The sequence below is a fragment of the Citrobacter sp. MGH103 genome (assembly GCF_001034475.2).
Taxonomy (GTDB): Bacteria; Pseudomonadota; Gammaproteobacteria; order Enterobacterales; family Enterobacteriaceae; genus Citrobacter; species Citrobacter freundii.
On the sequence record NZ_CP073043.1, the window covers coordinates 1,392,202 to 1,410,459 of the forward strand.

General features: G+C 51.5%; 13 protein-coding genes. 6 read left to right on the forward strand and 7 right to left on the reverse strand.

Features of this window, described 5'->3' with window-relative positions; genetic code table 11:
- Nucleotides 1-12 precede the first annotated feature (12 nt).
- Nucleotides 13-1,386, reverse strand: coding sequence for an exodeoxyribonuclease VII large subunit (xseA, locus tag SK33_RS06560; protein ID WP_048218385.1), 1,374 nt, complete (start codon nucleotides 1,384-1,386; stop codon nucleotides 13-15).
- Between the two features lie 160 nt (nucleotides 1,387-1,546).
- Here xseA and guaB point away from each other — a divergent pair, with 160 nt between their 5' ends.
- Together guaB and guaA are read left to right on the forward strand one after the other, a co-directional pair.
- Nucleotides 1,547-3,013, forward strand: a complete 1,467-nt coding sequence (guaB, locus tag SK33_RS06565; RefSeq protein ID WP_003037756.1) for an IMP dehydrogenase — start codon at nucleotides 1,547-1,549, stop codon at nucleotides 3,011-3,013.
- A gap of 63 nt (nucleotides 3,014-3,076) precedes the next feature.
- Nucleotides 3,077-4,654: a glutamine-hydrolyzing GMP synthase gene (gene guaA / locus SK33_RS06570; protein ID WP_003037760.1), complete on the forward strand. Its 1,578-nt coding sequence runs from the start codon at nucleotides 3,077-3,079 to the stop codon at nucleotides 4,652-4,654.
- A 97-nt stretch (nucleotides 4,655-4,751) separates the two neighbouring features.
- Here the strand turns inward: guaA and mscS are convergent, their stop codons facing one another.
- Together mscS and SK33_RS06580 are read right to left on the reverse strand one after the other, a co-directional pair.
- Entirely contained in the window at nucleotides 4,752-5,630 is an 879-nt protein-coding gene (gene mscS, locus SK33_RS06575; RefSeq protein WP_032937867.1) for a small-conductance mechanosensitive channel MscS, read from the reverse strand.
- Between the two features lie 364 nt (nucleotides 5,631-5,994).
- Complete coding sequence (locus SK33_RS06580; RefSeq protein WP_071524479.1) at nucleotides 5,995-6,198, reverse strand: YfgG family protein; 204 nt, start codon at nucleotides 6,196-6,198, stop codon at nucleotides 5,995-5,997.
- Between the two features lie 350 nt (nucleotides 6,199-6,548).
- On the opposite strand from SK33_RS06580, the gene SK33_RS06585 reads away from it, so the two are divergent.
- The gene (locus tag SK33_RS06585; RefSeq protein WP_008319753.1) at nucleotides 6,549-8,819 is read left to right on the forward strand and encodes a bifunctional diguanylate cyclase/phosphodiesterase; all 2,271 of its coding nucleotides are present in this window, start codon (nucleotides 6,549-6,551) and stop codon (nucleotides 8,817-8,819) included.
- Here SK33_RS06585 and ppx read toward each other — a convergent pair.
- From ppx to purM, 4 genes are all read right to left on the reverse strand, one after another.
- Complete coding sequence (gene ppx, locus SK33_RS06590; RefSeq protein WP_003037914.1) at nucleotides 8,799-10,340, reverse strand: exopolyphosphatase; 1,542 nt, start codon at nucleotides 10,338-10,340, stop codon at nucleotides 8,799-8,801. The two genes, SK33_RS06585 and ppx, sit on opposite strands and share 21 nt — an antisense overlap.
- 4 nt (nucleotides 10,341-10,344) lie before the next feature.
- Nucleotides 10,345-12,411, reverse strand: a complete 2,067-nt coding sequence (ppk1, locus tag SK33_RS06595) for a polyphosphate kinase 1 (RefSeq protein WP_003037917.1) — start codon at nucleotides 12,409-12,411, stop codon at nucleotides 10,345-10,347.
- A gap of 214 nt (nucleotides 12,412-12,625) precedes the next feature.
- Entirely contained in the window at nucleotides 12,626-13,267 is a 642-nt protein-coding gene (purN, locus tag SK33_RS06600) for a phosphoribosylglycinamide formyltransferase (RefSeq protein ID WP_048218384.1), read from the reverse strand.
- On the reverse strand, nucleotides 13,264-14,301 hold the full coding sequence (purM, locus tag SK33_RS06605) for a phosphoribosylformylglycinamidine cyclo-ligase (protein ID WP_003838485.1): 1,038 nt from the start codon (nucleotides 14,299-14,301) through the stop codon (nucleotides 13,264-13,266). Before purM ends, purN begins: the two co-directional genes overlap by 4 nt.
- A 295-nt stretch (nucleotides 14,302-14,596) precedes the next feature.
- Here purM and SK33_RS06610 point away from each other — a divergent pair, with 295 nt between their 5' ends.
- The 3 genes from SK33_RS06610 (at nucleotide 14,597) to uraA (ending at nucleotide 18,223) form a co-directional block, all read left to right on the forward strand.
- Complete coding sequence (locus SK33_RS06610) at nucleotides 14,597-16,027, forward strand: 6-phospho-beta-glucosidase (protein ID WP_016150748.1); 1,431 nt, start codon at nucleotides 14,597-14,599, stop codon at nucleotides 16,025-16,027.
- A 183-nt stretch (nucleotides 16,028-16,210) separates the two neighbouring features.
- Complete coding sequence (gene upp / locus SK33_RS06615; RefSeq protein ID WP_003037929.1) at nucleotides 16,211-16,837, forward strand: uracil phosphoribosyltransferase; 627 nt, start codon at nucleotides 16,211-16,213, stop codon at nucleotides 16,835-16,837.
- Between the two features lie 96 nt (nucleotides 16,838-16,933).
- Nucleotides 16,934-18,223: a uracil permease gene (gene uraA, locus SK33_RS06620; RefSeq protein ID WP_003037932.1), complete on the forward strand. Its 1,290-nt coding sequence runs from the start codon at nucleotides 16,934-16,936 to the stop codon at nucleotides 18,221-18,223.
- Nucleotides 18,224-18,258: the final 35 nt, after the last annotated feature.

Here is an 18,258-nt window from a genome sequence, read left to right on the forward strand (position 1 = left end):
AGAACGCGCGTACTAGCGGGTTTTCAGTGCGCGCGTTTTTTTCTGGGGAGTGACTGCCATCACTTCACTCTCCACCCAGCCGTCTTCGAGTCGGGTCGTTATTTGTTGACCCTTTTTCACCTGTTTTACTTTCTTCAGCACCTCTCCATTCTGTGCGGTGGAGACGCTATAGCCGCGCGCTAATGTTGCCAGCGGGCTGACGGCTTCCAGATGGGTGACCGCGTTGCCGAAACGCTCGCGCTGCTCGCTTAGCCGCGCGCGGATATTTTCCGCCAGTCGATATTCCAGTTGCTGCACCCGTGACTGCGCGCGATGAATGCGCGGCTGTGGGTTCTGCTGGTTCAGCCGCTGCAGCATGCGCTGCTGACGCTGATTGGCCTGTTTAATTTTATTCTCAAGTGCGAAGTTCATTCTCTGACGCAGTCGTTCCAGCACGGTCTGCTGGCGGGCCAGACGCAGCTGCGGATGCTGCTGTTGCAAGCGGTGATTAAGCTGGGTAAATCGGCGAGTTCGGTTGGCGAGATAGTAATCCATCGCCATTTCCAGACGTTGCTGACCATGCTGAATTTGACGCAGCAGTTCAAGCTGATTGCGGCTGACAATTTCTGCGGCCGCCGACGGCGTTGGCGCGCGCAGGTCGCCGACAAAATCGGCAATGGTCACATCGGTTTCATGGCCGACGGCACTCACCACCGGAATACGGCTGGCAAATATCGCCCGTGCTACGCGCTCGTCGTTAAAGCTCCACAAATCTTCCAGCGAGCCGCCGCCGCGCCCGACGATTAATACGTCACACTCGCCACGGGCGTTTGCCAGCTCAATTGCGCGAACGATCTGCCCCGGCGCATCGTCGCCCTGGACAGCGGTTGGATAGATAATTACGGGCAGGGAAGGGTCACGACGCTTCAGCACGTGGAGAATATCGTGCAGCGCGGCACCGGTTTTAGAGGTGATCACCCCGACGCAGTGGGCCGGTGAGGGCAGCGTTTTTTTGAACTGCTGATCGAACAGCCCTTCAGACTGCAGTTTGGCCTTCAGTTGCTCATACTTCTGTTGCAACAGACCTTCACCCGCAGGCTGCATGCTCTCAACAATTATCTGGTAGTCCCCACGCGGCTCATACAATGTAATGTTGGCGCGCACCAGCACCTGTTGCCCGTGCTGCGGGCGGAACGTTACCCGGCGGTTGCTGTTGCGAAACATCGCGCAGCGAACCTGAGCGGTGTCATCTTTGAGCGTGAAGTACCAATGACCCGAGGACGGCTGAGTGAAATTGGAGATTTCACCGCTGATCCACACTTGCCCCATTTCCTGCTCAAGCAGCAAACGAACCGTCTGATTCAGGCGGCTTACGGTAAAAATTGAGGTGGTCTGAGAGGATAACATGTGAGCGGGATCAAATTCTAAATCAGCAGGTTATTCAGTCGAAAGTAACATGCTCACAGAGGAGCGCAAGGTTTTTTTGCAAAAAAGTGTGGATGCAATCGGTTACGCTCTGTATAATGCCGCGGCAATATTTAATAACCTCCCAGGTGAGATATTGCCCATGCTACGTATCGCAAAAGAAGCCCTGACGTTTGACGACGTCCTCCTCGTTCCCGCTCATTCTACCGTTCTGCCGAATACTGCTGACCTCAGCACCCAGTTGACGAAAACCATTCGCCTGAACATTCCTATGCTCTCCGCAGCAATGGACACCGTGACGGAAGCGCGCCTGGCAATTGCCCTGGCCCAGGAAGGCGGCATCGGTTTTATCCACAAAAACATGTCCATCGAGCGCCAGGCTGAAGAAGTTCGCCGCGTGAAGAAACACGAATCTGGCGTGGTAACTGACCCACAGACCGTACTGCCAACCACTACTCTGCGCGAAGTGAAAGAACTGACCGAGCGTAACGGCTTTGCAGGCTACCCGGTGGTGACTGAAGATAACGAACTGGTCGGTATCATCACCGGCCGTGACGTGCGTTTTGTGACTGACCTGAACCAGCCGGTTAGCGTATATATGACGCCAAAAGAGCGTCTGGTGACCGTTCGTGAAGGCGAAGCGCGCGATGTCGTTTTCGCCAAAATGCACGAAAAACGCGTTGAGAAAGCGCTGGTTGTTGATGACAGCTTCCATCTGCTCGGTATGATCACCGTTAAAGATTTCCAGAAAGCTGAACGTAAACCTAACGCCTGTAAAGACGAGCATGGTCGTCTGCGCGTTGGTGCAGCTGTAGGCGCAGGTGCTGGTAACGAAGAGCGTGTTGACGCGCTGGTTGCCGCGGGCGTTGACGTACTGCTGATTGACTCCTCTCACGGCCACTCTGAAGGCGTACTGCAGCGTATTCGTGAAACTCGCGCTAAATATCCTGATCTGCAGATTATCGGCGGGAACGTTGCTACGGGCGCAGGTGCTCGCGCTTTGGCTGAAGCTGGCTGCAGCGCTGTTAAAGTGGGTATCGGCCCTGGCTCCATCTGTACTACCCGTATCGTGACCGGCGTCGGTGTTCCGCAGATCACCGCCGTTTCTGATGCCGTTGAAGCGCTGGAAGGCACCGGTATTCCGGTTATCGCCGATGGCGGTATTCGTTTCTCCGGCGACATCGCTAAAGCGATTGCCGCTGGTGCTGCCGCAGTGATGGTTGGTTCCATGCTGGCGGGTACTGAAGAATCCCCGGGCGAAATCGAACTGTACCAGGGCCGTTCTTACAAATCTTACCGCGGTATGGGTTCTCTGGGCGCGATGTCCAAAGGGTCTTCTGACCGTTACTTCCAGAGCGATAACGCCGCTGACAAACTGGTCCCGGAAGGTATTGAAGGCCGCGTAGCCTATAAAGGCCGCCTGAAAGAGATCATTCACCAGCAGATGGGCGGCCTGCGCTCCTGTATGGGGCTGACCGGCTGTGGTACTATCGACGCGCTGCGAACGAAAGCAGAGTTTGTACGCATCAGCGGTGCGGGTATTCAGGAAAGTCACGTTCACGATGTGACCATCACCAAAGAGTCCCCTAACTACCGCATGGGCTCCTGATAAGTTTCCGCGCCCGGCTACATGCCGGGCGAATTTGTTTCACTTGCCTCGGAATTAGCGTCAATGACAGACAATATTCATAAACATCGCATTCTCATCCTCGATTTCGGCTCGCAGTACACTCAGCTGGTTGCACGTCGCGTACGTGAACTGGGCGTCTACTGTGAACTGTGGGCATGGGATGTTACGGAAGCACAAATTCGCGAATTCAACCCAAGCGGTATTATTCTTTCCGGTGGCCCGGAAAGTACCACCGAAGAAAACAGCCCGCGTGCGCCGGAATACGTTTTCAATGCGGGCGTGCCGGTGTTCGGCGTGTGCTACGGCATGCAGACCATGGCAATGCAGCTCGGTGGTCATGTTGAAGGTTCTAACGAACGTGAATTTGGCTATGCGCAGGTTGAAGTTCAGACCGACAGCGCGCTTGTCCGCGGTATTGAAGACTCCCTGACCGCAGACGGCAAACCGTTGCTGGATGTGTGGATGAGCCACGGCGACAAAGTGACTGCCATTCCGGAAGGTTTCGTGACTGTTGCCAGCACCGACAGCTGCCCGTTTGCTATCATGGCGCACGAAGAAAAACGCTTCTACGGCGTGCAGTTCCACCCGGAAGTTACCCACACCCGTCAGGGCATGCGCATGCTGGAGCGTTTTGTGCGCGATATCTGCCAGTGTGAAGCGCTGTGGACGCCGGCAAAAATTATCGATGACGCCGTTGCCCGCATTCGTGAGCAGGTTGGCAATGACAAAGTTATCCTCGGTCTGTCCGGTGGCGTTGACTCCTCTGTGACTGCGATGCTGCTGCACCGTGCAATCGGAAAAAACCTGACCTGCGTGTTCGTCGACAACGGTCTGCTGCGCCTGAACGAAGCACAGCAGGTAATGGATATGTTTGGTGACCATTTCGGCCTGAACATCGTTCACGTTGAAGGCGAACAGCGTTTCCTCGACGCGCTGAAAGGCGAGAACGACCCGGAAGCGAAACGTAAGATCATCGGCCGCGTATTCGTTGAAGTGTTCGACGAAGAAGCGCTGAAGCTGGAAGACGTTAAGTGGCTGGCACAGGGCACCATCTACCCTGACGTGATCGAATCTGCCGCTTCCGCCACCGGTAAAGCGCACGTTATCAAATCTCACCACAACGTGGGCGGTTTGCCGAAAGAGATGAAGATGGGTCTGGTTGAGCCGCTGCGTGAGCTGTTCAAAGACGAAGTGCGTAAGATTGGTCTGGAGCTGGGCCTGCCGTACGACATGCTGTACCGTCACCCGTTCCCGGGACCGGGGCTGGGTGTACGTGTGCTTGGCGAAGTGAAGAAAGAGTACTGCGACCTGCTGCGTCGCGCGGATGCTATCTTCATTGAAGAACTGCACAAAGCTGACCTGTACAACAAAGTCAGCCAGGCGTTCACCGTGTTCCTGCCGGTACGTTCCGTTGGCGTCATGGGCGATGGCCGTAAGTACGACTGGGTTGTTTCCCTGCGTGCAGTAGAAACCATCGACTTTATGACCGCGCACTGGGCACACCTGCCGTATGATTTCTTAGGCCGTGTCTCTAACCGCATCATTAACGAAGTGAACGGCATTTCCCGCGTCGTTTATGATATCAGCGGTAAGCCACCGGCTACCATTGAGTGGGAATAATAGCCCTTTCTGTTAGCGGTTTCTGAACCGGTAATATGTAAAAAAACCCTCTTTTTATAGAGGGTTTTTTATTGCGCTCATACCGAAGCGCTGTGAATTAATCAACCAACTGTAGCTGGGGTTGAGATTGGGGGGCTACGTTCTCAACGCGAATATCCATCTGCGGATACGGCAGGGAGATATGGTTGGCGTCCAGGGCTTCTTTAATGTTTTCCAGCAGATCGTAATAGGTATTCCAGTATTCGATGTTGGGTACCCATACGCGGACGTAAAAATTCAATGCTGAAGCGCCCAGTTCTCCCAGACGAACGGTTACCCCACGTTGCTTATCGATGCGGGTATCTTGCTCGATAATATGGTTAATCACGCGCTTAACGTCAGCTATCCGGCTCTGATAGCCGACGCCGATCACCAGGTCGATACGGCGGAAAGGGTGGCGGGAATAGTTAATGATATTGTCAGCGATGATCTTACCGTTTGGAATGACCACTTCTTTGCTGTCGGCGGTGAGCAAGGTGGTGGAGAAAATATGCACCTTTTCCACCGTTCCGGTAACTGCCCCAATTTGTACCACTTCTCCGGCGCGGAATGGACGCAGGGAGACCAATAATACGCCAGCGGCAAAGTTGGAAAGCGATCCTTGTAGCGCGAGTCCAATGGCCAACCCGGCGGCACCAATGACGGCAATAATGGAGGATGTTTCGATACCGACGCGACCCAATGCGGCAACAACGGCAAAGGCTAGGGTAATGTAACGTACCAGCGCGGTGAAGAACTGGATAATGGTTCGGTCAACTTTACGTTTTAACAGTAATTTTTCCAGACCACTGGAGATCAGGCGAGAGACAAATTTACCGACAAACAGTAAAATTACGGCGGCAACGATATTCCAGCCGAATTGAATAACCGCATCGCTGTGTCCAGCGATCCATTCAAGACCGCTGCTTATTTTCGGAAATAATGAAAAACCACTCATGGTATTACCCTGTAGAATTTAAAATGGTAATGATTCAAATAAGCATTTAATTTCATACACAATATTAATGCTTTCACCTGTGATATTTTCTGGTGATATTAATTGACGTCTATTTGAACACAGTGTGTCTTTTTATACCCAGTAAATCGGAACGTAAAAATGAACGCGAATGGTGCGGTGAAGTGGGATTAAAAGATTGTGAATTTTTGCGAAAAACACGGTCTATTATCCGATAACTCCGTGCGTGTGGTGGGTAAGGCAGCGTATTGTTTCATCACTCAAATCCCTTACCGGATGGTTAAATGTCAGGCGATTAGCCATCCGGTAAGGAATCTTAATGCTGAGATATTACAGGCGCGAGCGATCAGCGCACGTCGGTTTGAGCAGGAGATGCCTGTTGCGGCTGGGTGATCTGCTGAGAGTCTTTTTTGTTCTGGTGGTGGTGCCACGCACCTATAGCGGAGTAGACGAAGCGTCCGAAGAAGAAGAGAAAGCTGATAAGCAGTACGATCCGGATCATGCGACTATTAAATCGGTGTCGTTTGCGTAGGCTGGTAACCTGGCTCACAAAAGGTTCCTTGTAGTGTACCCAACTGAGGGCGATACTCACATTAAGGCATACTGTGAGGCAATGGTCAATTTTTCGTTATGTAAAATTGCTTCAGTTGTTTTATCCTCATATGTTATGAAAATTAATATTATTATTTGCATTAATAATGAATTAACGATAAGAAACGATGAAAATAGTAATAATTGATTAATGAGGGGCTTTTTTTTTGATATATATCAAACGTCACCCTTTACTGATAACTAAAATCGATGAGACATAGTAATGTATTTAACTTCATCGTTTTAGAGTCAGGTGGGATGCCTGTCTGAATACCCCCTGCAGGATGTGCGGGATTCTACTGAGCATCTATGAAACTCAATAAAAATTATATTTGTATGAGAGATAGATGGTGGGCGTTACCTCTCATCATACCATCTTTGCTGTTGCCTATATTGAGCACTGCCAATACCTATGCCCATATTAGTACTGGGACCGTAATTCTTTTCTACATGCCTTTGGCGTTGATGATTAGCCTGATGCTATTTTTTGGCTGGGCGGCATTGCCGGGAATTATCATTTCCATTATCTGCTACAAATATCCGCAGGTTGGGTTATTTGAAACGCTCTCAATAATTTCGCACTTTATTGTAACGATAGTGCTGAGTTGGGGAGGGTATAAAGTATTTGCACCCCGGCGGAACAACGTATCTCACGGTAACTCCCACCTGATGTTTCAGCGCATGTTTTGGCAGGTCTTCTGCCCGGCGACGCTGTTTCTGATCCTCTTCCAGTTTGCCGCATTTGTGGGCGTTTATGAGAGTAAATCCGGCATGGTGGGGGTTATGCCCTTTAATACTGGCACGTTGATCAACTATCAGGCTATGCTGGTCGGGAATCTGATTGGGGTTCCTTTGTGCTACTTTATTATTCGCACGATCCGCAACCCTTTGCATGTCAGAGGCTATTTTTCTCAATTAAAGCAGCAGTTTGATACCAAAGTTACCAAAACTGAGTTTGCGGTCTGGCTGATTATATTGGCTGTACTTATGGCATTGCTGTGTATGCCGTTAAATGAACAAAGCTCAATATTCAGCACAAATTATACTCTGTCGTTGTTGCTACCTGTCATGCTCTGGGGAGCAATGCGTTACGGTTACAGATTTATTTCGCTGATATGGTCTGTCGTACTTATTACCGCAATTCATTATTACCAGCGCTATATGCCCTGGTATTCTGGCTACGATACCCAGCTTGCCATTACCTCATCGAGTTATCTTGTTTTCTCCTTCATCGTGAACTTCATTGCCGTACTGGCAACGCGCCAACGCTTTGTTACCCGGCGCAACCATCGTCTGGCATTCTTTGATCCGATGGTGCATCTGCCAAATTTGCGCGCATTGAACCGGGATTTGAAAAAAACGCCATGGTCAGTGCTCTGCTTTTTGCGTGTTCCGGGCATGGAGCTACTGGTAAAAAATTACGGCATTATGCTGCGTATCCAGTACAAGCAAAAACTCTCACAGTGGATAACGCCACTGTTGGCACAGGATGAGCATGTCTATCAGTTATCGGGTAATGACTTAGTTTTGCGTTTTAACACTGAGTCGTATCAGGAGCGCATTGAAGCCCTGGACAGGCATATCAAGCAGTTCCGTTTTATTTGGGATGGCATGCTTTTACAGCCGCAGGTGGGGATCAGTTTTTGCTGTGTCCGTTCTCCTGTTAACCATATCTATCTGTTACTGGGAGAGTTAAGCACCATTGCCGAGCTTTCTCTGGCGACCAATTCACCAGAGAACTTGCAGCGCCGAGGCGTCATGCACTTGCAACGTGACCTGAAAGATAAGGTTGCGATGATGAATCGTCTACAGCTGGCGCTGGAGCACAATCGTTTTTTCCTGATGGCGCAGCCGATTTTTGGCGTACGCGGCGACGTTTATCATGAAATCCTGCTGCGCCTTGAGGGAGATGACGGTGAAACCATCCCGCCTGATTGCTTCTTGCCGATCGCGCATGAGTTTGGCTTGTCGTCCAGCATCGATATGTGGGTGATTGAAAATACGCTGAAGTTTATGGCACAGAATCGGGAAAAAATGCCCGCCCGTCGGTTTGCCATTAACTTGTCACCCACGTCGATATGTCGCGCCCGACTTCCGCATGACATCAACCAGCTACTGGTTAAGTACAAGGTTGAAGCGTGGCAGTTGATTTTTGAAGTCACGGAAAGCAACGCCTTAACCAATGCGGAACAGGCACAGGCAACGTTACTGCAGCTGCAATCACTGGGCTGTCAGATTGCGATTGATGATTTTGGGACGGGTTACGCCAGCTATGCGCGGCTGAAGAATGTGAGTGCCGATATCCTGAAAATTGATGGCAGCTTTATTCGCAGTATCGTTTCGAATAGCCTCGACTACCAAATCGTGGCTTCTATTTGCCATCTGGCTCGGATGAAAAGAATGCTGGTGGTTGCAGAGTACGTCGAAAGTGAAGAAATACGCAGTGCCGTAATTTCGCTGGGGATTGACTACATGCAGGGGTACTTGATTGGTAAACCACAGCCATTGCATGAAACGCTGGAAGAACAGGCGCCAGACGCGCTGGCACCTGTTCTGAGTTTATGCGGCGATATCGGGTGAGGTTTCTTCTTCAATTTTGAGACGCCAGCCGGTTACGCCCTCCCAGTATTGCTGCTCTTTTTCCAGATCGAGCAGCACCAGCGCATTTTGGCTAAACCAGTCATGCGGGAAACGTAAGGTCCAGTGGTTGTCGTCGGTTATCAGAGTCAGGGTTGGCGGCGTGGTGGTCGCCTGACGCTGATTATTCAGCAGCACGCCCAGGCGTAACAGTTGAATTAACGGCAGAAACTGTTTTTTCTTGAACAGTGTAAAGCGGGGCAAGTCATCCAGTTTCACCGCTTTGCGATGATAACGAACTAATGTTGCCATCATCAGTTGTTGTTCCTGATTAAACCCCGGTAAATCGCTGTTTTGTAAGATATAAGCAGAGTGGCGATGTAAGCCGCTGTGGTTGATGTTCAGCCCAACCTCATGCAGCATCGCTGCCCAGCGCAGTAATGCTTCCAGTTGAGGATTGGCCAGTTTGGGCTGTTGCGTATGCCACTGGTCGTACATTTGCATCGTTGTTTCCAGCACGCGCCGGGCCTGTTCACTGTCAATGTTGTACTGGTTCGCCAGACTACTGGCGGTACGACTACGAACGTCCTGGTGGCGAAAACGTCCTTCCATCTCGTACAGTACGCCTTCGCGTAGCGCGCCATCAGAAAGGCGAAGTTCGCGGATAGCCAGCGCGTCAAAAACGCCGCACAGAATCGCGAGCCCAGGAACAAATACCGCTTTTCGCTCCTCTGACAGCCCCGGCAGGCTGAGCGCATCAAATGACGCATGCTTCAGCACTTCAGATGTCAGTTTGTCCAGGCGTTCGGGGGTGATAAAACCGTCTTTTTCACCCATCTCCAGCAGCACTTCGTGTGCCGCTTTAATCGTGCCTGACGCGCCCATTGCGACGTTCCAGCCCTGAATGCGAAACTGCCACGTTAAAGTTTCAAGCTTTTGCGCTGCCGCCATGCGGGCACGCTGGAAGTTTTCCCGGCTGATAACACCGCCCGGGAAATACATCTGGGCAAAACTGACGCAGCCCATACGGCGGCTTTCGACCAGCTTGGGTTCGAAATCTTCGCCGATCACCAGTTCTGTTGAGCCACCGCCGATATCGATAACCAGCTTGCGGCCTTTTTCCGGCTGAGTATGCTCCACGCCCATAAAAATCAGTCGGGCTTCTTCGTTACCGGAGATAATCTCAATCGGGTAGGGGATGACTTTTTCCGCTCGCTTGAGAAAATCGGTCGCATTCAGCGCCTGACGCAAAGTATGGGTTCCCACGATGCATACGCTTGACGGGGGAAAGCCCTGCAGGCGTTCGGCGAACAGCGACAGGCAGCTTAATCCGCGTTCCATTGCCTCTTCGCTCAGCTTGTTATCTTCGCCGAGACCATCCGCCAGATGAACGCGCTGTTTCAGCCGCCCGATAATCTGCATTGCGCCATCAACCACGCGGGCAATGACCATATGGAAACTGTTTGAACCAAGGTCGACCGCAGCAAATTCCTGCGGTCGTGGAGTCTTGTCGTGTATTGGCATATCTTTAGTCAGGTTGCTCGAGTGATTTGATGTAGTCGTAAATCGCCAATTGTGACTGAACCTTACGGCGGTTTCCGCGCGGTACGTAGCGATTACTGAGTTCTTTATCGATGAAGCGGGCCTTCACCGTGTCGCTGAACAGGATATCGATAATATCCAGCACGCGCTGCTTAAGGCGCGGGTCAAGAAGCGGTGTAGCAACTTCGATACGATAATCGATGTTTCTTGTCATCCAGTCTGCGGAGGAGAGATACACCTGCTTGTCGCCCCCGTTCTCGAAGATGTAGACCCGGTCATGTTCAAGATAGCGATCAACGATGCTGATAACACGAATATTGTCGCTAATGCCTTCCAGGTTTGGAATCAGTGAGCACATTCCGCGAATCAACAAATTAACCGGTACGCCTGAGCTTGAGGCCGCATAGAGACGATCAACCAGGCCTTTATCGACCAGGTTGTTCAGTTTTAGCGTGATACCTGAAGGCTGGCCTTGCTGCGCATTGGCGATCTCTTTGTCGATCATCGCGTACAGCAGACGGCGTGAGTTCTGCGGAGAAACCAGCAGATAATCGAACGTCACCGGACGATACGGGTTTTCGATGAAGTTGAACACCCGACGCACTTCGTTGGTGATGCGTGAATCAGCGGTCAGCAACGAGTAGTCGGTGTACAGCCGCGCCGTTTTTTCGTTGAAGTTGCCCGTCCCGATATGCGCATAGCGCACGACTTCATCACCTTCTTTACGCGAGATAAGGAACAGTTTGGCGTGAATTTTCAGACCCGGCGCGGAGAAGATGACGTGAACGCCCGCTTCGGTCAGGCGCTTGGCCCAATGAATGTTGGCTTCTTCATCAAAGCGCGCCTGCAATTCCACTACCACGGTGACTTTTTTACTGTTATGCGCGGCATGGATCATCGCGTCGATGATGCGCGAGTCTTTTGCCACACGGTAGATGTTGATCTTTATCGCCAGCACGCTCGGGTCGAAAGACGCCTGGCGCAACAGTTCAAGAACGTGCTCAAAGGTGTGATACGGGTAATACAGCAGCACATCGCGCTCGCGGATTGCATCAAATCCGTTACGGAATTTCTCATTGTCGAACCAGATGTGGCGCAGACGCGGCAGCGGCTTATTCACCAGGTTGGCTTTGCCAACGTTGGGGAAGTTAATAAAGTCTTTGAAGTTATGGTAACGCCCGCCGGGAACAATTGAGTCGTAGCGAGAAATCGTCAGTTTTTCACGTAGCACCTCGACCAACGCATTGGGCATGTCGCGCTGATAGACAAAGCGTACAGGCTCTGCGGTCAGACGCTGTTTCAGGCTGGAGGACATCAGCTCCATCAGGCTCGATTCCATTTCGTGCACCAAATCGTATTCGGCGTCACGGGTCATTTTCATCGAATAGGCGTTAAGTGCGTCGTAATCAAAGAACCCTTTGAAAATATCGTCCAGGCAGTAGCGTAAGATGTTGTCCAGCAGGATCATCGGTTTGCGACGCCGCGGGGTTTCCGGCGGCAAATTCACAAAACGGGGAACCTTGTCGGAAGGGATTTCCAGCAGCGCGTAGCGGATTGTATCGCCGCGGATAATCTCTACCGCCAGATAGGTGTAGTCATCTTTCAAAAACTGGACTAAATCCGTCTCGCGGTTAATCAGGATCGGCGTGATGTGCTGGCGAAGATATTGCTTGAAGTAATGACGCAACCAGCTCTGCTGATTGGCCGATAGCTGGCGTTCATTGATTAAGAAAATCTGATTGCGCGCCATCTCCAGCAGCAACTCGTTGTACAGACCGTCAAATTCCTGATCGGCTTTTAATACGCGGGCCTGGATTTTGCCTAACAGATGGCGGGAGTGAGAGTTTGAACCCTGTTCTTCGCTAATAATGATTCGGCGCTTCAGTTCGGCAAAACGAACCTTATAAAACTCGTCGAGGTTATTGGAATAGATGCCTAAGAAACGCATCCGTTCGATCAACGGGTTTGACTTATCAGCAGCTTCCTGGAGTACACGTTCGTTGAACGCTAACCAACTGAGTTCTTTCTCGATGTATAGCTTTTCCTGACCCATTACCACTTTTACTCCGTTTCATTCACGGGACACTACCGATTTATTATGGCGAGCATTGCTCTCAGATGTCCAACTGTGCCAGAAAAATATGACAATAAACCGTCTGATAGCAAAGAGAAAGGGGGAGCGTAGATGAATACCGGTGGTATTAACCGGAAAAGGTAGTTATGCCTGTAAGCCGGATGGTGACATGCGGCTTACAGGTTGAATTTTATTATTCGTCGGCGGCGTAGCCTTGCGGCGGCAGACGAACGCCATCCAGCCATGCAGCGTTATCACGCATCTTCAGGCGACCATCAATAAACCAGCTTACCACCAGTGGGTAAATGGTATGTTCCTGAGCCTGAACCCGTGCCGTGACATCATCTTCGCTGTCGCCTTCAAATACCGGAACTTTGGCCTGAAGAATAACGGGTCCGCCGTCCAGTTCATCAGTGACGAAGTGGACTGAGGTACCATGCTCTTCATCGCCGTTTTCCAGTACCTGGCGGTGCGTATGCAGGCCGGGATACTTTGGCAATAAAGACGGGTGGATATTCAGCAATCGTTCAGAATAGTGCGCGACAAACGCCGGGCTGAGAATGCGCATATAACCGGCCAGCACCACGACATCCGGCGCCCAGGCGTCAATTTCTTGTATCAGTTGGCGGTCGAAGGCTTCGCGACTTGCAAACTGGGCGGCTTCCAGCGAGTACGCTGGAATATTCGCTTCGCGTGCGCGTTCAAGGCCGAACGCATCGGCCTTGTTACTGAATACTGCACTTATGGTGCCATTGATTTTTTTCTGTTCGCAGGCGTCTATTATCGCCTGCAAATTGCTTCCGTTACCGGAAATGAGCACCACAATGTTTTTCATTCAATGACCACACGCTGTTCGGAATCAGAAGCTTTGATGATACCGATTTTCCATGCGTTTTCACCTTTCTCATTGAGCAAAGCCAGGGCTTTATCCACTTCCGGAGCTGGCAGGGCGATAACCATACCTACGCCGCAGTTAAAGGTGCGATACATCTCATGCTGGCTGACGTTACCCGCCGTTTGCAGCCAGTTGAAGACGGCTGGCCACTGCCAGGAAGACTCGTCGATCACGGCCTGCGTGTTGTCTGGCAGAACGCGTGGAATATTTTCCCAGAAGCCGCCGCCGGTCAGGTGGGCAATGGCGTGCACATCAACCTTCTCGATCAGTTCCAGAATGGATTTTACGTAAATGCGGGTCGGAGCCAGCAGGTGATCGGCCAGCGACTTGCCTTCAAGCTCGGTGGTTTCCGGGTCACAACCGCTGACTTCAACGATTTTACGCACCAGAGAGTAACCGTTGGAGTGCGGACCGCTGGAGCCGAGCGCAATCAGTACGTCGCCGTCAGCCACTTTAGAACCGTCGATAATCTCTGATTTTTCGACGACGCCAACGCAGAAACCAGCCACGTCGTAATCTTCGCCGTGGTACATCCCCGGCATTTCAGCTGTTTCCCCACCGACCAGCGCACAGCCAGACTGCAGGCAGCCTTCGGCAATCCCGTTAATGACGCTGGCTGCGGTGTCCACATCCAGTTTGCCGGTTGCATAGTAGTCGAGGAAGAACAGCGGCTCAGCGCCCTGAACCACGAGGTCGTTGACGCACATTGCGACGAGGTCAATGCCGATAGTGTCGTGGCGTTTCAGATCCATCGCCAGACGCAGTTTTGTACCAACGCCATCAGTGCCGGAAACCAGTACCGGTTCACGATATTTTTGCGGCAATGCGCACAGCGCACCGAAGCCACCCAGACCACCCATAACTTCCGGACGACGCGTTTTCTTTACTACGCCTTTGATTCGATCAACCAGAGCATTACCTGCATCAATATCAACACCGGCATCTTTGTAGCTAAGAGAGGTTTTATCGGTCACTGCCTGCTTCCCCACATGTTTACTTGCAGTAAAAGTTAAATTCGGCGCAATTCTAACAGGGAAAGCAAACGTTTGCGAGCCTGCTCTGCATCAAGTTTTATCTGCTGGTTTTTTCAGCATTTTACAATCATTTATCTATTTGTTTGAACTGCGCCACGAAAATGAAACCGGGTACAGCCTTGTGCTTGAAACCTGCCAGCCGAATGCACAGTATCGTACTGAAACCGGTTTCTGTTTTCTGTTGCGGGCCTCATTTGGAGCGTTTTGCGCAGAGTCATCACGATAGGGGAAGGGGATGTCAGGATTTAAAGCAGATTTCATGTGGGGTGGCGCTGTCGCCGCTCATCAACTGGAAGGTGGCTGGCAGGAGGGCGGTAAAGGAATTAGCGTTGCCGATGTCATGACGGCGGGGGCGCATGGCGTGGCGCGTGAAATTACTGACGGTGTGATTGCCGGTAAAAACTACCCTAACCACGATGCCATCGATTTTTATCATCGCTATAAAGACGACATCAAGCTGTTTGCCGAAATGGGGTTTAAATGTTTTCGCACTTCTATTGCCTGGACGCGGATTTTCCCTTTAGGTGACGAAGCGCAACCCAATGAAGCTGGCCTGCAGTTCTATGATGATCTGTTCGACGAATGTCTGAGATATGGCATTGAACCGGTGATTACGTTGTCGCACTTCGAGATGCCCTACCATCTGGTGACGGAGTACGGCGGCTGGCGCAACCGTAAGCTTATCGACTTTTTTGTCCGTTTTGCCCGGGTGGTTTTCACTCGTTACCAGCACAAAGTGAAGTACTGGATGACGTTTAATGAGATTAACAATCAGGCAAATTATCACGAAGACTTCGCGCCCTTTACTAACTCTGGCCTGAAATATCTGCCTGGTGAAGACCGCGAGCCGGTCATGTACCAGGCGGCGCACTACGAGCTGGTGGCAAGCGCGCTGGCGGTGAAGGTCGCGCGTGAAATTAACCCGGCGCTGCAAATTGGCTGCATGATTGCGATGTGCCCAATTTATCCGCTGACCTGTGCGCCGAACGACATGATGATGGCGATGAATGCTATGCACCGGCGTTACTGGTTTACTGACGTCCATGTGCGCGGCAAATACCCGCAGCATCTTCTCAATTACTTTACCCGTCGTGGCTTTGAACTGGATATCACCGAGGAAGACCGTCAGGCGCTGACCGAGGGCTGCGTTGATTACATCGGCTTTAGCTATTATATGTCTTTCGCGACCCAGGCAACGGCGGACAACCCACAACTGGATTACGACGAGTCGAAAAGCCTGGTTTCTAACCCGTACGTGCAGAAGTCGGACTGGGGCTGGCAGATTGATCCCGTCGGTCTGCGCTATTCGCTGAACTGGTTCTGGGATCATTATCAGTTGCCGCTGTTTATTGTTGAAAACGGCTTTGGGGCGATTGACGTGCAGCAGGCCGATGGCTCGGTGGATGATTCCTATCGTATTGACTATATGGCCGCGCATATCCGCGAAATGAAAAAAGCGGTGGTGGAAGATGGCGTGGATCTGATGGGTTATACCCCGTGGGGCTGTATTGATTTAGTCTCGGCCGGGACGGGGGAGATGAAAAAACGCTACGGCTTTATCTATGTTGATAAAAATAATGACGGGAGTGGGACATTAGCACGCTCGCCGAAGAAATCTTTTTCATGGTATCAAAACGTCATCCAGAGTAATGCTGAAAATCTATAAAATTCATAGCATTGATAACAACCCCCGCACTTATTGTGGGGGGTGTTTTATACTCATCATCCAGACGCAAACGATTTTGGTTGATCCATATCAAGCGTATGCAGTGTTGCGCCAGAGACGAAAAGCGGTATAATCCGGCGATTTTTTTTGTGGTTGCCACTCGTCTGAGGAAAGGAGAAGAGTATGAAGATCGTGGAAGTCAAACACCCACTCGTCAAACACAAGCTGGGACTGATGCGTGAAAACGACATCAGCACTAAACGCTTTCGTGAACTCGCCTCGGAAGTTGGCAGCCTGCTGACTTATGAAGCAACCGCCGGTCTGGAAACCGAAAAGGTGACCATCGAAGGCTGGAACGGCCCGGTTGAAGTTGACCAAATCAAAGGTAAAAAAATCACCGTTGTGCCAATCCTGCGTGCGGGCCTGGGCATGATGGAAGGCGTTCTGGAAAACGTTCCGAGCGCGCGTATCAGCGTGGTCGGTATGTACCGTAATGAAGAGACGCTGGAGCCGGTTCCGTACTTCCAGAAGCTGGTTTCTAACATTGATGAGCGTATGGCGCTGATCGTTGACCCGATGCTGGCAACCGGCGGTTCCGTTATCGCTACCATCGACCTGCTGAAAAAAGCAGGCTGCAGCAGCATTAAAGTCCTGGTGCTGGTTGCAGCGCCGGAAGGTATCGCGGCGCTGGAAAAAGCGCACCCGGATGTTGAGCTGTACACTGCCTCCATCGATCAGGGACTGAACGAGCACGGATACATTATTCCGGGGCTCGGCGATGCCGGCGATAAGATTTTTGGTACCAAGTAAACGAATAAGTGAAAAGAAGCCGACTTTAAGAGTCGGCTTTTTTTTGAATAAAACAACCCAATCGCTAATAACAAACAACACTCAGAGGAAAACACTATGACGCGCCGTGCTATCGGGGTGAGTGAAAGACCGCCGCTTTTACAGACAATCCCGCTTAGTTTACAGCACCTGTTCGCCATGTTTGGCGCAACGGTACTGGTGCCAGTCCTGTTTCATATCAACCCAGCTACCGTTCTGCTGTTTAACGGTATTGGTACTTTACTGTATCTCTTTATTTGTAAAGGTAAAATTCCGGCTTACCTCGGTTCAAGCTTTGCGTTCATTTCCCCAGTTCTGCTGCTGCTGCCGCTAGGGTATGAAGTGGCGCTGGGCGGTTTCATTATGTGTGGCATCCTGTTCTGCCTGGTTTCGTTCATCGTTAAGAAAGCCGGTACTGGCTGGCTGGATGTAATGTTCCCGCCTGCGGCGATGGGCGCAATCGTTGCCGTTATCGGTCTGGAGTTGGCGGGTGTCGCTGCGGGTATGGCGGGATTGCTGCCTGCGGAAGGACAAGCGCCAGACTCAACAACCATCATCATCTCAATGGTGACGCTGGCGGTGACGGTATTTGGTTCCGTGCTGTTCCGTGGCTTTATGGCGATTATCCCGATTTTGATTGGGGTGCTGGCCGGGTACGCGCTCTCCTTCGTGATGGGGGTCGTGGACACCACGCCGATAGCGCAGGCTCACTGGTTTGCTCTGCCGACGTTCTACACACCGCGCTTTGAATGGGTCGCTATTCTGACTATTCTGCCTGCGGCGCTGGTGGTTATTGCTGAACACGTCGGCCACCTGGTGGTAACGGCGAATATCGTGAAAAAAGATTTGATTCGCGATCCTGGCCTGCATCGTTCTATGTTTGCTAACGGCCTGTCGACGGTGATCTCCGGCTTCTTCGGTTCTACGCCGAACACCACGTACGGCGAGAACATCGGCGTCATGGCGATTACCCGCGTTTACAGTACCTGGGTTATTGGCGGTGCGGCGATTTTCGCCATTCTGCTCTCCTGCGTGGGTAAACTGGCTGCGGCGATCCAAATCATTCCGCTGCCGGTCATGGGCGGTGTATCTCTGCTGTTATACGGCGTGATTGGCGCTTCCGGTATTCGCGTGTTGATCGAGTCAAAAGTTGACTACAACAAAGCACAGAACCTGATCCTGACCTCGGTCATTTTGATCATCGGCGTCAGCGGCGCGAAAGTTCACATCGGTGCTGCTGAGCTGAAAGGCATGGCGCTGGCGACCATTGTGGGTGTCTGTCTGAGCCTGATTTTCAAAGTTATCAGCCTGCTGCGTCCAGAAGAAGTGGTGCTCGACGCCAAAGATGCCGACACTGAGCAACAGTAAACCTTTGACCGGGTGGCGATGCTGCCCGGTTCTAT